The organism is Pseudomonas sp. P7548, from assembly GCF_013386585.1.
Taxonomy (GTDB): domain Bacteria; phylum Pseudomonadota; class Gammaproteobacteria; order Pseudomonadales; family Pseudomonadaceae; genus Aquipseudomonas.
In genome coordinates, this window is the sequence record NZ_JACARO010000094.1 from 1 (window position 1) to 18795 (window position 18795).

General features: G+C 62.2%; 18 protein-coding genes and 2 pseudogenes. 10 read left to right on the forward strand and 10 right to left on the reverse strand.

Features of this window, described 5'->3' with window-relative positions; genetic code table 11:
- The 3 genes and pseudogenes from HX803_RS29280 to HX803_RS29290 form a co-directional block, all read left to right on the forward strand.
- Positions 1–504: pseudogene (locus tag HX803_RS29280) on the forward strand (filamentous hemagglutinin); the annotation flags it as partial.
- Positions 501–2420 carry a peptide transporter gene (locus tag HX803_RS29285; protein ID WP_178925615.1) on the forward strand — a complete coding sequence of 640 codons (1920 nt, stop codon included), beginning with the start codon at positions 501–503 and terminating at the stop codon, positions 2418–2420. The pseudogene HX803_RS29280 and the gene HX803_RS29285, both read left to right, overlap by 4 nt.
- A gap of 73 nt (positions 2421–2493) precedes the next feature.
- Complete coding sequence (locus HX803_RS29290; RefSeq protein WP_178925616.1) at positions 2494–3417, forward strand: LysR family transcriptional regulator; 924 nt, start codon at positions 2494–2496, stop codon at positions 3415–3417.
- Here HX803_RS29290 and HX803_RS29295 read toward each other — a convergent pair.
- The gene (locus tag HX803_RS29295; RefSeq protein ID WP_178925617.1) at positions 3320–4024 is read right to left on the reverse strand and encodes a TetR/AcrR family transcriptional regulator; all 705 of its coding nucleotides are present in this window, start codon (positions 4022–4024) and stop codon (positions 3320–3322) included. The two genes, HX803_RS29290 and HX803_RS29295, sit on opposite strands and share 98 nt — an antisense overlap.
- A 120-nt stretch (positions 4025–4144) precedes the next feature.
- Here HX803_RS29295 and HX803_RS29300 point away from each other — a divergent pair, with 120 nt between their 5' ends.
- Together HX803_RS29300 and HX803_RS29305 are read left to right on the forward strand one after the other, a co-directional pair.
- The gene (locus HX803_RS29300) at positions 4145–5362 is read left to right on the forward strand and encodes an MFS transporter (RefSeq protein ID WP_178925618.1); all 1218 of its coding nucleotides are present in this window, start codon (positions 4145–4147) and stop codon (positions 5360–5362) included.
- Between the two features lie 94 nt (positions 5363–5456).
- Positions 5457–6248, forward strand: coding sequence for a DNA/RNA non-specific endonuclease (locus HX803_RS29305; protein WP_178925619.1), 792 nt, complete (start codon positions 5457–5459; stop codon positions 6246–6248).
- 3 nt (positions 6249–6251) lie between these two features.
- Here HX803_RS29305 and HX803_RS29310 read toward each other — a convergent pair whose 3' ends face one another.
- From HX803_RS29310 to HX803_RS29325, 4 genes are all read right to left on the reverse strand, one after another.
- Positions 6252–6431 carry a DUF1289 domain-containing protein gene (locus HX803_RS29310; protein ID WP_178925620.1) on the reverse strand — a complete coding sequence of 60 codons (180 nt, stop codon included), beginning with the start codon at positions 6429–6431 and terminating at the stop codon, positions 6252–6254.
- Positions 6432–6519: 88 nt separating this feature from the next.
- Entirely contained in the window at positions 6520–7797 is a 1278-nt protein-coding gene (locus HX803_RS29315) for an MFS transporter (protein WP_256732968.1), read from the reverse strand.
- Positions 7794–8123: a hypothetical protein gene (locus tag HX803_RS29320; RefSeq protein ID WP_178925621.1), complete on the reverse strand. Its 330-nt coding sequence runs from the start codon at positions 8121–8123 to the stop codon at positions 7794–7796. The genes HX803_RS29315 and HX803_RS29320 overlap by 4 nt, the downstream gene beginning before the upstream one ends.
- Before the next feature lie 27 nt (positions 8124–8150).
- Entirely contained in the window at positions 8151–8600 is a 450-nt protein-coding gene (locus HX803_RS29325) for a MarR family winged helix-turn-helix transcriptional regulator (protein ID WP_178925622.1), read from the reverse strand.
- A gap of 167 nt (positions 8601–8767) precedes the next feature.
- Here HX803_RS29325 and HX803_RS29330 point away from each other — a divergent pair, with 167 nt between their 5' ends.
- The 3 genes from HX803_RS29330 (at position 8768) to HX803_RS29340 (ending at position 11414) form a co-directional block, all read left to right on the forward strand.
- A complete protein-coding gene (locus HX803_RS29330; protein ID WP_178925623.1) occupies positions 8768–9979 on the forward strand; it encodes a YeeE/YedE family protein in 1212 nt (403 codons plus the stop codon).
- A gap of 23 nt (positions 9980–10002) precedes the next feature.
- The gene (locus tag HX803_RS29335) at positions 10003–10878 is read left to right on the forward strand and encodes a LysR family transcriptional regulator (protein ID WP_178925624.1); all 876 of its coding nucleotides are present in this window, start codon (positions 10003–10005) and stop codon (positions 10876–10878) included.
- Between the two features lie 110 nt (positions 10879–10988).
- Positions 10989–11414, forward strand: a complete 426-nt coding sequence (locus tag HX803_RS29340; protein WP_178925625.1) for a VOC family protein — start codon at positions 10989–10991, stop codon at positions 11412–11414.
- A gap of 41 nt (positions 11415–11455) precedes the next feature.
- Here the strand turns inward: HX803_RS29340 and HX803_RS29345 are convergent, their stop codons facing one another.
- Positions 11456–11623 carry a DUF2986 domain-containing protein gene (locus HX803_RS29345; protein WP_178925626.1) on the reverse strand — a complete coding sequence of 56 codons (168 nt, stop codon included), beginning with the start codon at positions 11621–11623 and terminating at the stop codon, positions 11456–11458.
- Between the two features lie 166 nt (positions 11624–11789).
- On the opposite strand from HX803_RS29345, the gene panB reads away from it, so the two are divergent.
- Positions 11790–12605 (forward strand): 3-methyl-2-oxobutanoate hydroxymethyltransferase, encoded by an 816-nt coding sequence (gene panB, locus HX803_RS29350; RefSeq protein WP_178925627.1) that lies wholly within the window; start codon positions 11790–11792, stop codon positions 12603–12605.
- Here the strand turns inward: panB and HX803_RS29355 are convergent.
- Complete coding sequence (locus HX803_RS29355; protein WP_178925628.1) at positions 12593–13987, reverse strand: PLP-dependent aminotransferase family protein; 1395 nt, start codon at positions 13985–13987, stop codon at positions 12593–12595. The two genes, panB and HX803_RS29355, sit on opposite strands and share 13 nt — an antisense overlap.
- Before the next feature lie 99 nt (positions 13988–14086).
- Entirely contained in the window at positions 14087–14860 is a 774-nt protein-coding gene (locus HX803_RS29360; RefSeq protein ID WP_178925629.1) for an SDR family NAD(P)-dependent oxidoreductase, read from the reverse strand.
- Positions 14861–15017: 157 nt separating this feature from the next.
- On the opposite strand from HX803_RS29360, the gene gcvA reads away from it, so the two are divergent.
- A complete protein-coding gene (gene gcvA, locus HX803_RS29365) occupies positions 15018–15941 on the forward strand; it encodes a transcriptional regulator GcvA (protein WP_178925630.1) in 924 nt (307 codons plus the stop codon).
- Between the two features lie 10 nt (positions 15942–15951).
- On the opposite strand, the pseudogene HX803_RS32900 reads toward gcvA, so the two are convergent.
- Positions 15952–16189: pseudogene (locus tag HX803_RS32900) on the reverse strand (LysR substrate-binding domain-containing protein); the annotation flags it as partial.
- A gap of 183 nt (positions 16190–16372) precedes the next feature.
- Complete coding sequence (locus HX803_RS29370) at positions 16373–18652, reverse strand: tetratricopeptide repeat protein (RefSeq protein WP_178925631.1); 2280 nt, start codon at positions 18650–18652, stop codon at positions 16373–16375.
- Positions 18653–18795: the final 143 nt, after the last annotated feature.

An 18795-nucleotide genomic window follows, 5' to 3' on the forward strand; every position in this document is an offset into this window, starting at 1 on the left:
GGCAATGGGGTGAATATCCTGTCGGGCAGCGGCGATATTCGCCTGCAAGGCACGGCGCTGGGCTCGGGGCCGGGGCTGCAATTCACCGCCACCAACGCCCGGGGCTTTAACAACGTGATGACCGGTGGCAGCGGCGACCTCACCGTCACTGCGCGCAGTGCCAGTGGCGCGGCGTTGAGCTTCGACAACGGCACCAACACCTTGCAAGTGGTGGACGGCACCCTGCGCCTGGACCTCGACACGCCGTCGGGCAATTACCTCAACCAGGGCAACGGCACCTCCTCGATCCTGGCCACCGGCAGTGGCGCGGTGCTGATCAGCCGTGGCGGGCTGATCCACAACAGCCTGCTGGACACCACCTCCGAGCCGACGCGCCAGTATCACCAGAGCCAGATGGTCGGTGACACCTGGCGCCAACCGCTGACCGGTGACTACCACCTCACACCGCTGGGCAGCGCTGCGGACCAGGTGAACATCGACGTGGCCCAGGGCACCGCACCATGAACGACCCGGTGTTTTCCCTCGAAGCCTTCGAGTACCTGTGCTACAGCCGCGACCACGAGGGTGGCGCCCGTGAACTGGTGCGCCTGCTGCAATTGATCGACCGCAACTACGGCAAGCTGTCGGAGCAGTTTTCCCTCAGCGTGTCGCCTGCGCTCACGCCCGGGGAGCTGGAAAGCCATGTGCTCACGCGGCTGACTTGCGCGATTACCGCGTTGTTCTCCGACCCGGGGTTCAGCATCAGCCCGGGTGGGTTCGGCCAATTGATCAACCTGCAACGCTGGCTGTCCTCGTTGTTTGCCGCCAGCGCCTTTATCAACGCCGACCACATCCTGCGCTCACTGAATTTGCTCGGGCCTGGGGGCAACGGCTACCGCATCGCCGAACAGGACCTGGTGAAGTTCTGCCTGCTGTATTCACCGGAATCCCAACTGCCGCTGGATGTGGAATTGCTGTGGGCACAGAACCCGACCCTGGCGGCGGCGCTGTTCATGGCGCTGATGTCGCCGCGTTTTCTCGGCACGCCGGCTGCGCACTCCAAGCGTGAAGCGCTGCTGGCCTGGTTGCCCGGGCGCCTGGAGCAGCTGGATAGCCTGGATACGCTGCCGCTGAACGTGCTGCACGACGTGTACATGCATTGCAGTTACGCCGACTTGCCGCAACGCCACCGCATCAAGGCCTCGATCAATACGCTGATCGAACGCAAGCTCGACAGCGTGGGCATTCACAGCGTGCCTACGGGCGTTGCGCCGACGCGTGAAAAACCGTTGATGCTGGTGTTGCTGGAATGGTTCTCCGGTGGGCATTCGATCTATCGCACCCACTCGTTGACGCTGGAAGCGGCGCGGCGGGATTTTCACGTGGTGGCGGTGGGGTACGCGGCCAATGTGGATGCTCTGGGTCGCGCCGTGTTCGACGAATTTATCGAATTGCGCGAGCCCGACGACCTGTTTGCCTGCCTGCGGCAACTCACCAACCTCGCTACCGTGCGCCAGCCCGACGTGTTCTACATGCCCAGCGTCGGCATGTTCCAGATCACGATGTTTGCCAGCAACCTGCGCTTTGCGCCGTTGCAGGTAGCGGCGCTGGGGCATCCCGCGACGACCGCGTCACGGCACATCGACCGCATCAGCGTCGAAGCGGATTTTGTCGGCGACCCGGCGTGTTTCACCGAGCGCCTGCTGCAACTGCCCGCCAATGGGCAACCCTATCGGCCCTCCGCCATTGCGGTCGACCTGCCGGCTGCCGTGCGCGAAGACACGCCCTGGGTCAACATCGCCGTCGCCGCCACCACCATGAAACTCAACCCGACCTTCCTGCGCGCCTGCCAGGCGATTGCCGTGCGCACCTTGCACAGCAGCGGCAAGCGCGTGCGTTTTCACTTTCTGGTGGGGCAGGCCCAGGGCTTGTTGTTCCCGCAACTGGTGCGGTTGATCGAGCGCTACGTCGGCGACGCCACGGTGTACCCGCACCAGCCCTACGCCGACTACATGGCCACGCTCAATGGCTGCGATATGTTCCTCAGCCCGTTCCCGTTCGGTAACACCAACGGCATCATCGACGCCTTCACCGTCGGCCTGCCGGGCGTGTGCAAGACCGGGCCGCAGGTATTCGAACATATCGACGAAGGCCTGTTTCGCCGCGTGGGGTTGCCGCTGTGGAGCATTGCGCCTACCCATGAAGACTACGTGGACGCGGCGGTACGGATGGCGGGGAGTTATGCCGAACGCAGTGCCCTGTATCGGCACCTGGACAGCTGCAATCCACTGGGCGTGCTATTCAACGGTGACCCCCACGCCCTAAGCGCCGCCCTATCGACGGCTGTAGTGAGCGGGTTTACCCCGCGCCGCGGTGCGTCAGATACACATGAGGTACCTGACACACCGCGGCGCGGGGCAAGCCCGCTCACTACAAACTGATTCAGGCCCTTGTGGTGAAGGGCCATTGAGCAGGATCATCACCGCCTCAATCGTCGTGGAGCCGGTGTCACTCATGAAGCGCCATTTCGAAGACTTGCAGCTGGGCAGCATCGAGTTGTTCTGCCTCGCCGCCGAAGCCAGCAGTTTCACCGCCGCCGCGCAGGTGGCGGGTGTGACGCCGGCGGCCGTGAGCCGCAGTGTCTCGCGCTTGGAAGAGCGCCTGGGCTCGCGCCTGTTTGTGCGCACCACCCGCAGCATTCGCCTGACCGACAGCGGCCGCACGTTCTTCGAACAATGTCGCCAGGCGTTGGGCCAACTGGTGGAAGCGCAACAGGAAGTGATGGGCGCGCAGTCCGTGCCGTCCGGCCTGTTGCGCATCAGCATCCCCACCACCTATGCGCACCACCGCTTGCTGCCATTGTTGCCGACGTTTCGCGCGCTGTACCCGCATGTCACCGTGGATATCCACATCAGCAACCGCAACATCGACTTCGTCGCCGAAGGCTACGACTTGGCCGTGCGCGTGCGGGCCCAGCCGGACTCATCGCTGATCGCACGCCTGCTGGAAGACGCCGAACTGGTGGTGGTCGCCGCGCCGTCCTACTTGCAACACGCCGGTGTGCCGCAGAGGCTGGACGACCTGCCTGGGTTCGAATGCATCCAGTACGAACTGCCGAGCAATGGCCGGCGCATTCCGTGGCTGTTCCAGGTGGACGGCAAGGATCGAGAGTACGCGGGGGAGGCGGGCTACAGTTGCTCCGACGATGTGCTGGGCGGGGTGACCCTGGCCAAGCACGGCGCCGGGTTGTTTCAGACCTACAAGTTCATCGTCGAGCAAGAGCTGGCCGACGGCAGCCTGGTGGAAGTGTTGAAACCCTTCGGCGGCCGCTCGCGACCGTTTACCTTGCTGTATCCCCATGGGCGCTTTGTGCCCCATCGGGTGCGGGCGTTTGTGGATTTCCTGATGGCGTGTCGTGACGAGTGGGCGGCGCCGTAGAGGCGGCAATGTCCCATGTCAGCAGGAGCTGGCTGATCGCCGCGTTGATGGTTGCGTGCGGCACGTTATCCCGCGCCAAAATCGAAACGCCCTGCAAAAAGCTGTCAAACACCGTCGCCATCGCCGCCACGTTGAGCGTGTCCGGCAACTGCCCCGTGTTCACCGCCCGTTCAATGCACGCCACGATGCCCGCTCGGGTTCGTGCCCGTGACTGGGTCAACGCGTCGGCTACCCGCGCATTTTCCGGGCTCGGGGCGCTCATCACGCCCAAGGCCACCATGCAGCCTTTTGGGTGCCCATCCTCACACTGCATGCGGGCCGACTGGCGCAAGGCGGTTTCGACGGCCTGGCGGGGTGGCAGGGTTTCGTCCCACAAGCATTCGGTGACTTGGGCGTAGGTCGCCAGGTAGCGCTGCACGCACTCATCGAACAGCGCCTCCTTGGAGCCGAACGCCGCATAAAAGCTCGGCGCGGAGATACCGCCACCCAGGCCGGCCTTGAGCTGAGCGAGGGAGGTGGCGTCATAACCGTGCTGCCAGAACAGGTGCAAAGCCTGGTCCACAGCCTGGTCACGGTCGAAATTGCGGGGGCGGCCCATGGTTGCCATTACCGATCTCCGGTGGAAAACGAGATAAATACTAGTCGATACATAAGTCGTTGACAACGCGTCGTGTGCGCCTGCAACATTTGTATCGATCAGTATTTAAGTCTGCCCAAGGAGTTTACCGTGACCCCCTCAATCACCTTATCGGCCGCGTCCGACCGCCTGCCTATCGGCGCCTTGCTTGCCCTGGCGATGACTGGCTTCATCTGCATCGTCACGGAAACCCTGCCGGCCGGCCTGTTGCCGTTGATCAGCGACGGCCTGGCGATTTCACCGTCGATGGCCGGGCAGATGGTCACCGCCTACGCCCTGGGCTCGGTGCTGGCGGTGATTCCCATGACCATCGCCACCCGGGGCTGGCGTCGGCGCAATGTGCTGCTGCTGACCATCGTCGGGTTTCTGCTGTTCAACTCCATCACGGCGCTGTCGTCCCATTACGGCGTGACCCTGGTGGCGCGGTTCTTTGCCGGTGTCGCAGCCGGATTGGCCTGGAGCCTGCTGGCCGGTTACGCCCGGCGCATGGTCGCGCCCCATCAGCAGGGCAAGGCGTTGGCCCTGGCGATGGTCGGTACGCCGATTGCGCTGTCGCTGGGCGTGCCGCTGGGCACCTGGCTGGGTGGGCTGGTGGGTTGGCGCACCACGTTTGGCCTGATGTCGGCGCTGACGTTGATGCTCATTGTGTGGGTGCTGGTGAAGGTGCCGGACTACCCGCCACAGGCTGCGCACCAGCGCTTGTCCCTGGGCAAGGTGCTGACTACCCCCGGCGTGCGCCCAGTGTTGGCGGTGGTGATCAGCTGGATGCTGGCGCACAACATTCTGTACACCTACATCGCGCCGTTCGTGGCGCCTGCAGGGTTGGCGGAGCGGGTCGACCTGGTGCTGCTGGTGTTCGGTATCGCCGCGCTGGCCGGGATCTGGCTGACCGCCAGGCTGGTCGAACCGCTGCTGCGCAACACCGTGCTGGTGAGCCTGGCGACCTTTGCCGCGGTGAGTGTGTTGTTCGGCTTGCTGGGCAACGTGCCCCAGGTGATTTACCTCGGGATCGCCGTGTGGGGCCTGAGCTTCGGCGGTGCCGCGACCCTGCTGCAAACCGCCCTGGCGGACGCGGCGGGCGACGGCGCGGATGTGGCACTGTCGTTGAATGTGGTGGCGTGGAACAGCGCCATCGCCGGCAGCGGCGTGGTGGGCGGGGTGTTGCTGGATACCTGGGGCGTTGCATCGTTTCCGTGGGCGATGGTGCTGTTGATCGGTGTGTCGTTTGCGATTGTCTGGGGCGCGCGCAGCCATGGGTTCAAGCCGGGTGCGCGAGCGGTAGGAAAACCTACAGTCGTCGGGCACTAATCGTACAATGCCCTGTCAATAATTCCCGCAATATCATCCACTTGGCTCCGCACCGCGGAGCCTGCCGCTTCATTCCTATTCGAAGATTTAATGCATGCACCTACGCAAAATTGCCGTTGGGCTGTCCGCCCTTGTTTTGCTCTCCACCGGGGTCAGCGCCCGCAGCCTGCCCGACCTGTATTCCGCGCAGGAAAAACGCCTGTCGTTCGACGCCTGTGCCGACCTGTTTCCCGCTGCAACGCCCATCAACACCGCCACCGTGCCGGCCAGCATGAAACCCCTGGCGTTGTGTTCCGATCACTTCGCCGTGCTCTACTCGCAAACCAGCAAGACTCCGCTGGTGGTGGTTGAACGCCTGAACGCCGCGCAGTTGAAAGACGCCAAGGGCGAAGAGCGCACCAACCAGTTCTACGCCGACCCGCGCATCCCCAAGGGTGGGCGTGCCGAGTTGAGCGACTACCGCGCCCAGCACATGGACCGTGGCCACCAGTCCCCGGCCGCTGATGCGCCGAATGCCAATGCCATGGCTCAGTCCTTTGCCCTGTCGAACATGGTGCCCCAGGACCCCACCAACAACCGCAAGATCTGGAGCAAGGTCGAGGCCGACGTGCGCAAGTTCGCCGTGCGTGCCGGCGGCGACGTGTATGTGTTCACCGGGCCGCTGTTCGATGCCGGTTACGGCACCATCGGCGACAACCAGGTCTGGGTGCCGACGCGCCTGTTCAAGCTGGTGTATGACGCGTCAAGCCAACGTGCCTGGGCCTATGTGTTGCCCAACGCCGAGACGCGCATTCAAAAACCGATGGACTATGAGACCTTCGTGAAGAGCACCGGGCTCAAGTTGCTGGGCAACCTTCCGGTGTCGGGATCGGTCGGGCGCACCTGACCGTCATTTGGACTTTTTCAACGCCTTCAGGCGCTGGGTCGCCCGCTGTACGGCGGCCATCTTCTCGGGGCGTTTCATGCGTTTCCATTTGCGGATGTCGTCCTTGCTGCGCCCACAGCTGAGGCAGAGGTCGCCGCTGAGTTGGCAGATGGAAATGCACGGGTTCTCGATGTCTTTGGCCAACGTATTTTCACCAAAAAAATAATTGTAGTGAGCGGGCTTGCCCCGCGCGGCGGTGTGTCAGGTACAACGCGGCGCGGGGCGAGCTTGATCATTGGGGGGTATCGGGTGGATCGGGTGGATCGGGTGTACCGCGGCGCGGGGCAAGCCCGCTCACTACAGGGTCCAGGTGGTGTTTGAGGGTGTAGAGGGCTACGCCGACGGCCAGGATACCTGAGACGGCGCCGACGACCAGTGCCCAGCGCGGGCCCAAGTGGTCGGCGACCCAGCCGACGATGGGCGCGCCGATGGGGGTGCCACCGAGGGCGACGGCGACGCGCAGGGCGATCACCCGGCCGCGCATGTGCGGTTCGGTGGTCAGTTGCATCAGGCTGTTGGTGGTGTTGCTGAAGGTCATCGCGCCGACACCGATGATCACCAGCGCAATCGCGAAGGTCCAGTAGTTGGGCGCCAGGGCCGCCAGGGTGCAGCCGACCCCGAACACGGCCGCGCCACTGAGCAGTGATTTGAACTGCGGCCGCTCGCGACCGGCAGCGAGCAGGGCGCCGGCGATGGTGCCGATGGCCAGGGTCGAGGTCAGCAGGCCGTAGCCGCGTGCATCGGCGTGGAACACGCTGACGGCCATGGTCGAGATGAAGATCGGGAAGTTCATGCCGAAGGTGCCGATCAGAAACAGCATCAGCAGAATCGCCTTCAGGTCCGGCCGTGCCCACACGTAGCGGATGCCTTCGGTGAGGCTGCCCTTGGTGCGCAGTGCCCGCACCTTGGTGCTTGGGTCCGAGACCCGCAGGAAGAACAGCGACATCAGCACGGCAAAGAAACTCGAACCATTGAGCAGGAACGCCCAACCGGTGCCCACTGATGCAATCGTCACACCGGCCACGGCCGGGCCGATCATGCGCGCCATGTTGAACGAGGTGGAGTTGAGCGCGATGGCGTTGGACAAGTCCTTCTCGGCCACCAGTTCGGCGACGAAGATCTGCCGCACCGGCGCATCGAACGCCGACGCGCAGCCGGACAAAAACGCGAACACATACACCTGCCACAACTGCACCAGGCCGGTGACGGTCAGCACGCCCAGGGTCAGTGCCAGCAGGCCCATGACCGCCTGGGTCACGATCAGCATTTTGCGCTGGTCAAAGTGGTCGGCGGCAAAGCCGGTCCAGGGCAGCAACAGCAGTTGCGGGCCGAACTGCAGCGCCATGACGATGCCCACGGCCGACGCGTTGTGCGGCGTCAGTTGGGTGAGGACCAGCCAGTCCTGGGCGGTGCGCTGCATCCAGGTGCCGATATTCGACACCAGCGCGCCGGCGGCCCAGATGCGGTAGTTGGCGCTGCGCAGGGAACGGAAGGTGCCAAGAGCACTCATGATGGCTGCGACGTGTTGCCACCGTGGAAACGGCCAAAGTGCCGCGCCATGAACAGGCTCATCAACAGCGCGCCAAGCCCGAGCGCGAGCAGATGGCTGGTGGGCTTGAGGTCGAACTCACTGACGCGGCCGAGCAGCAGGTAGGCGACCAGCAGGTTGAAAAAGCCCCACACCACGTTCACCGTCGACGACGACAAGCCTTCACCACGAGGCCGCGCAAAGGGCGTCTGGAACGCTTCGCCCCTCACGCCACTGACGCAATGCGGCACCGCATTCGCCAGGAACGCGCCACCAAAAAAGTAGGACAGCAGGTCAAGCCATTGCATGGTCAGGCACCTCGTGTGGCAGGTCGGTCAAAAATCGGCGAGACGCTCCAGCAGTTTCACCGCAGCGGCGAGTTCATCGTGTTCATGGGGCGACAGTTGTTCGTGCAGGGCGCGCAGCAGCCAGTCGTCTTTGGCGGCGCGGCTTTCGGTCAGGTGCTTGCGCAAGGCGGGCGTCAGGGTGATCAGCGTCTGCCGGCCATCGCTGGGGTCCGGCTGGCCGCTGACCGCCTGCATGGCCTCAAGCCCGGCCACGGTGATGCGCATCGATTGCGGGCGCACGCTTTCGGCGCGGGCGAGGGCGGACACGGTGGCCGGGCCGTCGCGGTCCAGGCGCAGCAGTACGGACTTTTGCGCCGAGGTGAAATCGTTGGGGTGGGTCTGCTCGCGCAGGCGGCGGCTCAGTTTGCCCAGGGAAATGCGCAGTGCCGCGGCCAGGGCGGCGGAGTGGGGGGCGGACGTTGCAGAAGAGTCGGTCATGCCTGAACCCTAGCACCCATGCAGGAAAACTGTACAGTTTGACTGCATTAAACTTTTTTCATAAAACGCAGTGCTTCATCAAAGGCCAATAAACCAAGGCTGGCGTCACCTTGCGGTTTATACTTGCCCCCCTCGCAACCCACCCATTCACACGAACCGAGAACCCCATGAGCACCTCTCTTCCCATCGCCCCCGTGCGCAAGCCCGTCGCGCCGTTGGTGGCCTTTATTTTCCTGGTGCTTGGCGCCGTGTTCCTGCAAACCAGCGTGGGCGCGCACCAGGTGCTGTTGCTGGTGGTCGGTGCGGCGCTGGGCCTGACCCTCTATCACGCCGCCTTTGGCTTCACCTCGGCGTGGCGCGTGTTCATCAATGATCGGCGCGGCGCCGGCTTGCGCGCCCAAATGGTGATGCTGGCGGTGGCGGTGTTGCTGTTCTTCCCGGCGTTGGGAGCCGGCACTTTGTTTGGCCAGCCGGTGGTCGGGCTGGTGGCGCCGGCCGGGGTGTCGGTGGTGTTTGGTGCGTTTATCTTCGGCATCGGCATGCAGTTGGGCGGCGGCTGTGCGTCGGGCACCCTGTTCACGGTGGGCGGCGGCAATGCGCGCATGCTGGTGACGCTGTTCTTCTTTATTTGCGGTTCGTTGATCGCCACCCACCACGTGGACTGGTGGTTCTCGCTGCCGGCGTTCCCGGCGATTTCCATCGTCAAGAGCTTCGGCGTGGCGCCGGCCATGGGCCTGAGCCTCACCGTGTTTGCTCTGATCGCCGTGATCACGGTACGCCTGGAAAAAGGCCGCCACGGCCAGTTGGAGGCAGGCGTCACCAGTGAGCACACTGGTCTGCGCCGCTTTCTGCGTGGCCCGTGGCCGTTGGTGTGGGGCGCGATTGGCCTGGCACTGCTCAACTACGCGACCCTGGCCCTGGCCGGTCGCCCATGGGGCATTACCTCCGCGTTCGCGCTGTGGGGCGCCAAGGTGGCGAGCGGCCTGGGGGTGGACGTGGCCAGTTGGGCGTTCTGGCAAATGCCGGGCAATGCCAAGGCCTTGGCCGCGCCGGTGTGGGAAGACATCACCAGCGTCATGGACATCGGCATCGTGCTCGGTGCGCTGCTGGCGGCTGGCCTGGCCGGGCGTTTTGCGCCGAGTCTCAAGATCCCCACGCGCTCGCTGGTGGCCGCGGTGATCGGTGGCCTGCTGCTCGGCTATGGCTCGCGCCTGGCGTATGGCTGCAACATCGGCGCGTACTTCAGCGGCATCGCCTCGGGCAGCCTGCATGGCTGGGTGTGGCTGGTGGCGGCGTTCATCGGCAACAGCGTGGGCGTGCGCCTGCGCCCGTTCTTCTTTGCTGGCGAGCGGCCGCAGGTCGCCTTAAGCGGCTGCTGAACCTTCAACCACAGGGTGCCTGGATGATTCGAGAACTGCGGACTTTCGTATGCGCGGCGCGCAAGGGCACCTTTGCGGCCGCAGGCCAGCAGGTGGGGCTGACGCAATCGGCGGTGAGCGCGCAGATCAAGCACCTTGAAGACGCCCTGGGGGTCAAGCTGTTCGACCGCACCGGACGCTCGGCCACCCTCAATGCAGCGGGGCAGCGGGCGGTGCCGCTGGCGGAAGAGATCCTCGATATCTTTTCGCGCATGGGCACGCCCGACAGCGCCAACAACTTCCAGGGTTCGTTGCGCATCGGCGCCATCGGCAGCGTGCAGACCGGGCTGCTGCCTCAGGCGTTGGTGGCCTTGAAGCGGCGCGCGCCGTTCATCGAGGTCAGCCTGGTGCCCGGCGTTTCGCTGAACCTGCTCAGCCAGGTCGACGCCGGTGATCTGGACCTGGCGATCATGATCAACCCGCCGTTCAACCTGCCCAAAGACCTCAACATCGAAGTCATCGCCCGCGAGCCGTTTGTGCTGATCACCGCCAATGACGTGCCGGGCGATGACCCGTTGCAGATCCTGCGCGAACAGCCCTTCGTGCGCTACGACCGTGGCTCGTTCGGCGGGCGGCAGGTGACGCAGTTCCTCAAGGAGCAAAAAATCCAGACCCAACTGGCCCTGGAACTGGATGAGCTGGACGCCATCGTCAAGATGGTGCGCAGCGGCCTCGGCGTGTCCCTGGTGCCCCTGGCCGGGTTGTGGCTGGAACATGACAGCGACGTGCGGGTTTTGCGATTGGACAAACTGACGTTTTTCCGCGAAATCGTGTTGCTGACCAAGTACACCCAGCGCCAACTGCCACTCTTCGAATTATTCCGTTCGTGCGTCATCAGTGTGCTGGACGCGCCCCAATAGGGCGCGAGCATCGAAATGATTGAGGCTCAGGACCAAGGATATGCGCTTTATCCCCTGGTCTTTCTGGTGAAGAATCGAGTTCTGAATAACCGAACCAGCAGGTAGCCACCGTGAGCCTTTCTCCTTTCCACCTAGCGATTCCCGTGTATGACCTGGCCGCCGCGCGTCACTTCTATGGTGATGTCTTTGGCCTTTCCGAGGGTCGCTCCAGCGCGCAATGGGTCGACTTCGATTTCTACGGCCACCAGTTGGTGATCCACGAACACCCCAAGACCCACTCCCAGGCGTCGGTGCACTCCAACCCGGTGGATGGCCACGATGTGCCGGTGCCGCACTTCGGCATCATCCTGCACTGGGAACAATGGGAAGCGCTGGCCGATCGGTTGCGGGCACGTGAGACTCAATTCGTCATCGAACCTTACGTGCGCTTCAAGGGCCAGGTCGGCGAGCAGGCCACCATGTTTCTGTTCGACCCCTGTGGCAACGCCCTGGAATTCAAGGCGTTCAAGGACATGAGCCAGCTGTTCGCCAAGTAAGGGGAGGGGGCACGCGAGCGGGGGCGGATCCCGTGTGCCGTTCAGTCGTTCGCGTCAGAGGCGGTGGTGGTGGCTTGATCGGCTTCGGCCGCCAGCTTCGCGCGGTCGGCCTTGCTGATGTAGCGGTCCTTGCTTTTCGGCGCCAATTTGGCGCTGGCCTTCTTGGCCTTGGCCTTGAAGAGTTGCTGGAGTTTTTTCTGGCGGTTCATGGTGATCTATCCGGCGGGTAATGGGCGCGATGATACCAGCTAACCCTCCCGGCAGATTCCTTCCTGGGTCGCTTTTTAGCGCGGATCTGTGCATTGAATCAGGCTGCGTTTGGCCAATAATCAGGCCGGGTAAGCCTTGATCAACCTGCGTAAACGGAAGACCTCGATGAGCACCCATACCCGCACCAAACGCATGACCGTCCCTCAATTGGTCGCCATGAAGGGCCAGCAGAAAATCGTCTCCCTTACCGCCTATTCCAGCCCGATTGCCAGGCTGATCGACCCGCTGGTGGATTTCATCCTGGTGGGCGATTCGACGGCCATGGTCGGCTACGGCCGGGCGTCGACCTTGAGCATGCAGTTGGAAGAAATCATCGGCCACACCCGGGCGGTGGTCGACAGCACGCGCCTGGCGTGTGTGGTGGCCGACATGCCGTTTGGCAGTTATCAGGAATCCTGTGAGCAAGCCTTTCGCAACTGTGCCCAGGTGTTGGCACGCACCGGTTGCGATGCGGTGAAGCTGGAGGTCAACCAGGCGTTGGCGGGCACCGTCGAGTTTCTGGTGGCGAGGGGTATTCCGGTGATGGCCCATGTGGGGCTGATGCCGCAGTTCGTCAACGTGATGGGCGGCTTCAAGGCCCAAGGCCTTACGGCGCACACCGGCGCGGTGATCGCCGAAGACGTGCGGGCCAACCTGGCGGCGGGCGCCTTCAGCGTGGTGCTCGAAGGCGTGGCGGAAGGCCTGGCGCGGCAGATCACCCTGGACTCGGCCATGCCCACCATTGGCATTGGGGCGTCACCGGCCTGCGACGGCCAGGTGCTGGTGACGGAGGATGTACTGGGCCTGGGTGGCGATCACGTGCCGCGTTTCGTCAAGCAGTACGCCGACGTCGGCGCGGTGATCCGTGACGCCTGCGAGCGGTTTGCCGATGAAGTGCGTCGTGGCCGCTTTCCCGAAGCGCGGCATTGCTACGGGCTGTGACGGATCGCGTCGGCCAGTTGCCTGATGGCCTGGGCGACATCTTTGCTCCAGTCGAGGGTGTAGCTCAGGCGCAGGTGGTGCGGCCAGAGGCCTTGCCGGCTGAAGAGTTCGCCGGGGGCGATGACGATGTGCCGGGCCAACAACTGGTCGAATACCTGGCGCATGTCCACCGGGCGTGTTGCCTTGAGCCAGAAGGTCGCGCCGCCCTGTGGCACCAGAATCTCCCATAGGCCGTTGCCTTGTGCTTGCAGCAGGGCATTCATCTCGTTCATGCGCGCAATCAATTGGGCCCGCAGCGCCTTGAGGTGTGGGTCGATGCGTTTGGTCGTGAACAGCCGGGCGATAGCCTTTTGGCGAATCGGCGAGAGGCGAAACCCCCGTGCCAGGAACAGCTCACGCCACCGTGCGCCGTGTTCGCGGCACAACAGGTAACCGAAGGGCGCTTCTGCGCCGATCACTTTCTCAAAGGTTGAGAACACCAACAGCCTCTGCGGGTCAGCGAAGTCGCGATAACGGGGCGGCTGTGCGTTGAAATACAGCTCGCCGTAGGTGTCGTTTTCAAACAACCAGATTGAGCGTTCCGCCAGCCACTGGCAGATCTGCTGCTTGTCCTCGGCGGGCATCCGGCTGCCGTGGGGCATGTTGACCGTGGATGACAGCACGGCCAGGCGAATAGGCTCACACTTGAGCCGTTCCTTGAAGGCGGCCAGATCGAAGCGCCCATCAGCGCCCAACGGCATTTCGATCACACGGATATTCGCCGCCTCCAACTGCCGCAGCACCGCCCACGAACAGGGCGACTCTACCAGCGCCACCGTGCCGGCCAGGTCGAGGGCGTTGAGTGCCAGGTTCAGCACACTGTGCAGGTCCGAGCCGATATACACCTGGTCAGCCTGCCAATAACGCTCGGCCGACTGGGTATAACGCTCGGCCAATGCCCCGCGCAATTCGGGCTCGCCGAACGGCAGGTAGGGCGGCGAGGGCGCCCGGGTGTATTGCCGCGTCAGTTCGCGCTCGATCATCAGCAACGGGTTTTCCAGTGACAGCAGCATCGCCGGTGCATCACTGCTCAAGGCCATCATCCCAGGCGTGCGCGCGTGGGCGAACGCCTGGTCGAGCAGGCTGGGTGTGTCGCTCTCCAACGGCGGGGCGGGCGCTGCCTTGATGAAGTAGCCGAACTTGGGTCGGGCGACGATCCGGCCTTCGTCTTCGAGCAAGGCGTACGCGTATTTGGTGGTCGAGACCGACACACCCAGGCGCTGGGCCAGTTGGCGCAGCGATGGCAATTTCTGCTCCGGCTGTGCCGGGCTGGCCGCGATCAACTCGACGAGGTAGCGGTACACCGCCTGGTAGGCGAAGGGGGTAGTTGAGGGCCTGTCCATGATCACTCGCGCCGCCTTGGTGGGTGCGGGCGAGTATCGCGCAAGCCACCGCCGAACGCATTTATTTGGCGATGGCAGGTCTTTCCAGGGGAGCGATGATCAGATGCGGCCCGCCGTGACGCCGCCGTCCACTGGCAGCACGGTGCCGGTGATCCACGCCGCCTGTTCCGAGGCCAAAAACAGGATGGCTTCGGCGACATCGGCCGGCTGGCCATTGCGGCCCAACGGATGGAAGGCGTTGAAGGTGGGCAGCACGGCCTTGACCTGCTCACTGTCCATGAAGGTGTTGTACACCGGCGTTTCCACTACGGCGGGTGCCACGGTGTTGATGCGAATGTTCGAGGACGCCAGTTCAATCGCCAGGTTGCGGGTCAGGGCGTGCACACCGGCGTTGGCTGCCGAATACGCCGCCGACGGTGTGGCGCCAATGGCTTGCAACGCCCAAAGCGAACCGGTTTGTACGATGGTACCGCCGCCCCGTTTCAGCATGGCGTTGGCCGCCGCCTGCGCCATGAAGAATTTGCCCTTGAGGATGATATCGACGAAGCCGTCGTACTCGTGTTCGTCCAGCGCCAGGAAGGGTTTTGGGTTAAAGACGCCCGCGTTGTTGATCAGGATGTCCACGCCGCCGAACGCGCTGGTGGCCAGTTCCACCAGCGCTTTGGCGGTCGCGGGCTTGGCGATATCCGCCGCGAGGGTACGAACGTACTGGCCGCTGGGATCGATCTGCGCGGCGGCTTTTTCAAGTTTTTCCGCATCGCGACCGCTGATTACGACGCTGGCACCTTCGGCGACCAGGCGTTGTGCGACTTCCTTGCCGATACCCGAACCGCCGCCGGTGATAATGGCAATCTTGGAAGAAAATCTTTTCATGGTGAGAGTGTCCTGTGGGGTATGACAGAAAAAGTCCCTGAACGGATCGATCGCTATCGAAGCTGATCTAGTTCGTCCTTGGCTGCTATTCTTCGCCCCGGGCATCGTTGCCCACAAACCAGAATTCATTGCTGCCTACTAAAGAAAAACTTTAACGATGAATACGCCCGCCTACCTCAATGCACTCAAAGCCTTTGAAGCGGCTGCCCGACACCTGAGCTTTTCAGCGGCCGCAGCAGAATTGCACGTGACCTCGGCAGCGGTGGGGCAGCAGGTGCGAACCCTGGAATCCTGGCTTGGCGTGCCGTTGTTCACGCGCGGGTCCAGCGGCGCTGCGCGCTTGGTGCTCACCGAGGTGGCGCGCCAGGCATTGCCGGATATCCGCGAGGGGTTTGATCGCTTGAGGCTGGGGGTGGCGCGGTTGAAGGAGGGGGCTCTCAGCACAGGGCTCACGGTAACGGTCAGCCCGGCGTTCGCGGCCAAGTGGCTGCTGCCGCGTATCGAGCATTTCCAGCGGGCTCACCCGCAGACCGATGTGCTGCTGGACACCAACCTGCGGCCGGTGGATTTCATCGCCGAAGGCATGGACATCGGCGTGCGTTACGGGGCGGGCCATTGGCCTGGGCTGGTCGCCACCCACTTGATGGAAGAGGACCTCTACCCGGTGTGTGCGCCCACCTATCCGTTGCTGGAGCAGGGCCGGCTACCACCGGAAAAGCTCGCCGAGGCGACGCTGATCCACGACCTGTCGATGGCAGGCGACCCCCACTACCCGACGTGGCGCACTTGGCTCGATGCTTCGGGGTTCCCTGGGATCAATGCCGAGCACGGGTTGCGCATCAATAACTCGGCGGCGGTGCTACAAGCGGCGATTGATGGCCAGGGGCTGGCGCTGGGGCGCAGCGTGATGTTGCGCGATGACCTGCAAGCGGGGCGGTTGGTCCGGCCTTTTGGTGAGGCCAGCCGGCCGCTGGCGTTCGCTTACTACATCGTGCACCGGCCCGAAGTGGCTGACCTTGCCAAGGTGAAGGCGTTTCGGGAGTGGCTGCTGGCCCAGGCTGCAAGCGATCGCCAGCCCTGACAGCTACGGTTTAGGCTTCCAGCTCCGTCGCTACGTCATTCGCGACCGCCATAAACGCTCGCGCCACCGCCGACTGATAACCCCCTTTACGCTGCATCAGCACCGCCGTGCGTTGCAGTGTCTGCGGCCCCAGTTCAATCGCGACCCGGGTGCGCCCGCGCAATAGGGGCCGGCAGGAGGGTCGACAGCGTGGTCCTGCGCACCACTTCGATCAGCGCGCCAATCGCATTGGCCTCCATCACCACTCGGGTGTCGAATTGCGCCAGGCCGCGCCAGAAAAGCTCGCACGTCCAGGTAGATCAGAAATAGGCCGATCACCACGGTTATGTACGTCAGGAGGGGGGCCAGTTCGAACATCGCACGTCACCTCGGCAGTAGGGTCGACCGCCAGGAATCCTGAAGCCGAGGCTGAAAGCAACACAGGTGGGCGGCTAACGTTTGATCTCCTGCCACACACCCTCGAGTAACGCGCGGAAGCTGTCATCTACTTCCGGGACGGGGTGGATCAGCAGGTCTTCTAAAGTGCCGGCATAAAGCTTTTCTTTTCCGGTTGACAGTGCTTGGCCTAACTTTTCACGGTATGACTCAAGGGGAAGGCCGAGTAAGTGATCACAGTAGGCTTGATTGCCGAGAACAACTGGACCGTTGGGCTCGATGTCGTCTGCCTCGATGAAAAGAACTTTGGCTTGCTCGAGACAACGTGTTCGACGTTCCGTGTCGCTCCAGTGCTGTTTGGCAAGAGACAGCAGATCGAATCCTTTGCTGTTCTTCGCGTGGCCAACAACCTGTTGGATTGCCGGGTCTTCGTCCTTGTCAAAGCGCTCCAATAAACTGTCGTACACTTTAATGGACTCTGCCAGGTTCTCGGGACCGCCAATGACGATACCTTTTTGCAAGATGGCATTTGCGACCTGGATTTTTATAGTGCTGGATTCAACGTGTTCAAAGCGATCAATGAGTGTGTTGAAAACGACAAGGGCTTCACTGTGACGGTTGAGCTCTTCTAGGCCGCTGGCGAAATTGAGCATTGCTCTTGCAACGTGCTCAAGTACCGAAATGGCCTCTGCACTTTCGAATTTCTTGATGACTTCCTGATAAGCATCCATCGCATCATCATGTTTATTCATTTGCCACAGTCGGGTGCCTTTCGCGATCAGGATTTTCGCGACTTGGATCTGGCAGGCAACCGATGTCTCATGTTCAAAACGACGAATCAGGTCGTCGCAGGCCTCAATGGACTCCTCTCTGTCACCGAGCCGCCACAAGCTATGGCTTTTATTGAGCATCGCTTTTGCGGTACTGGACTTGACAGGTTCTGTAGCGTCGATGCCCACGTTGTCTATCAAGTTGTCAAACGAGCCGATGGCCTCGTCGTGTCGACCCAAGGCTCGCAACCTGAGGCCTTTATTGAGGTGGGCGAAGGCAACTTGTTCTTTTGCAACGGGTGAGTCGCTGTTTCCAAAAGACTGGATAACATGGTCGTAGACAGCAATAGCTTCGTTGTTGCTTTTGATTTGCCCTAAAGCGGCTCCCTTGTTTACATAGGTGCACGCGAGCCGGTCCTTCATCGATACGATTTCCTGCGTACCAAATCGATCTAGAAGCTTGTCGTAATTGGAAATCGCCTCTTCGTGACGATTCATGTGCGCGAGCCTGACGCCCGTGTTGAACAGTACCTGGGACGTCGCTTCGTTGATTTGAGGTGTATCTTCTTTTTCGAAACGCTGCATGTATTCCGTGTACACGGTGACCGCTTGCTCGTTCTGCCCAATCTTGCCGAGTGTGGCACCCAGGTTTACGTACGCTCTGGCGGATTGCGTTTTAATGGCGGGCTTCTCGTCCGTACGGAACCGTTCGATAAGTTCCTCATACACTGCAATCGCTTCATCGTTGCGATTAAGAGCGCCCAGCGCTACCCCGGCATTGAACAGAGCGCGGACACTGTTGGTCGGTGTAGCAGACTTGTCGTTCGCCGCCGCGCGCCAGAATCGTGCGGCGCCTTCTTTATCACCCTTGTTGTAGGCATCGAAGGCACGTGTGTTCCAGTCTTTGTAGGTGTACTGGCTCTCAGGCTTTTGTGTGACGGCAACGGCTTCCTCGGACAGCGCTTCGGATGCATCAGCGGAAGGTGCATCTCGCGACAGATCGGGTTCACTGAGGTTGTGCTGCAAGATGTGCATGGCTCGTTCGGAAAGCGCATCGAGCTTCTTGAGTTTTTGTATGTGTTTATTGAAGTTTGTTTGCGCCTCGCCTTCGAGCACTTGGAATTTTGCTTGCAACTCATTGAGCTGAGTTTGCATGGCAATGGCATGGGTTTGAAACCACTTGTTGGCGGCGAGTTCGGCTTCTTTCTGTGCTTCTTTTTTTGCTTTGTTCTGAACCGAGAAGTACCCGACCATACCTGCGAGGGCCAAGATAATGCCGAGGCCACTGAGCATGTTGCTGAGTACGTTTAAGCCCTTATCAATTTGTGAGTTCTGCGTCTCCACACGTTTTTCTTGCGCATCAATACGTGTTGATAAGGTCTGCATGTCCTTTGTCAGCAGGTCGCGCGCAGTGTCAATGCGCATTTGCGTGAGGGTTTTGTAGAACTCCAGCTCCGCTTCTTTTTTATTCTCGACGGCGTGGGTGGGTGATGCAGCCACCAGTAAGCCGAACAAACAAAGGGCGAAACGCTTTGACGGTGTGGCGGGGCGATTCGGTTTATTCATGATTGAGGTCGTTTTTGCCAGTGACTATCAGTGCTCCTCGCAGGAAGGCATACCGTATTGGTGAATGTACGAGTTGTTGTCGACGCTCAGAATGTACTGACGGCTGTAACGGACGCATTTTTGACCTCCCTGATCGGTGGAAA

What these genes read in the sequence shown, in the direction of transcription:
- HX803_RS29285 (WP_178925615.1), top strand. Translation starts at nt 501, where the DNA reads ATGAACGACCCGGTGTTTTCCCTCGAAGCCTTCGAGTACCTGTGCTAC.
- HX803_RS29290 (WP_178925616.1), top strand. Translation starts at nt 2,494, where the DNA reads ATGAAGCGCCATTTCGAAGACTTGCAGCTGGGCAGCATCGAGTTGTTC.
- HX803_RS29295 (WP_178925617.1), bottom strand. Translation starts at nt 4,024, where the DNA reads ATGGCAACCATGGGCCGCCCCCGCAATTTCGACCGTGACCAGGCTGTG.
- HX803_RS29305 (WP_178925619.1), top strand. Translation starts at nt 5,457, where the DNA reads ATGCACCTACGCAAAATTGCCGTTGGGCTGTCCGCCCTTGTTTTGCTC.
- HX803_RS29315 (WP_256732968.1), bottom strand. Translation starts at nt 7,797, where the DNA reads ATGAGTGCTCTTGGCACCTTCCGTTCCCTGCGCAGCGCCAACTACCGC.
- HX803_RS29320 (WP_178925621.1), bottom strand. Translation starts at nt 8,123, where the DNA reads ATGCAATGGCTTGACCTGCTGTCCTACTTTTTTGGTGGCGCGTTCCTG.
- HX803_RS29325 (WP_178925622.1), bottom strand. Translation starts at nt 8,600, where the DNA reads ATGACCGACTCTTCTGCAACGTCCGCCCCCCACTCCGCCGCCCTGGCC.
- HX803_RS29330 (WP_178925623.1), top strand. Translation starts at nt 8,768, where the DNA reads ATGAGCACCTCTCTTCCCATCGCCCCCGTGCGCAAGCCCGTCGCGCCG.
- HX803_RS29335 (WP_178925624.1), top strand. Translation starts at nt 10,003, where the DNA reads ATGATTCGAGAACTGCGGACTTTCGTATGCGCGGCGCGCAAGGGCACC.
- HX803_RS29345 (WP_178925626.1), bottom strand. Translation starts at nt 11,623, where the DNA reads ATGAACCGCCAGAAAAAACTCCAGCAACTCTTCAAGGCCAAGGCCAAG.
- panB (WP_178925627.1), top strand. Translation starts at nt 11,790, where the DNA reads ATGAGCACCCATACCCGCACCAAACGCATGACCGTCCCTCAATTGGTC.
- HX803_RS29355 (WP_178925628.1), bottom strand. Translation starts at nt 13,987, where the DNA reads ATGGACAGGCCCTCAACTACCCCCTTCGCCTACCAGGCGGTGTACCGC.
- HX803_RS29360 (WP_178925629.1), bottom strand. Translation starts at nt 14,860, where the DNA reads ATGAAAAGATTTTCTTCCAAGATTGCCATTATCACCGGCGGCGGTTCG.
- gcvA (WP_178925630.1), top strand. Translation starts at nt 15,018, where the DNA reads ATGAATACGCCCGCCTACCTCAATGCACTCAAAGCCTTTGAAGCGGCT.
- HX803_RS29370 (WP_178925631.1), bottom strand. Translation starts at nt 18,652, where the DNA reads ATGAATAAACCGAATCGCCCCGCCACACCGTCAAAGCGTTTCGCCCTT.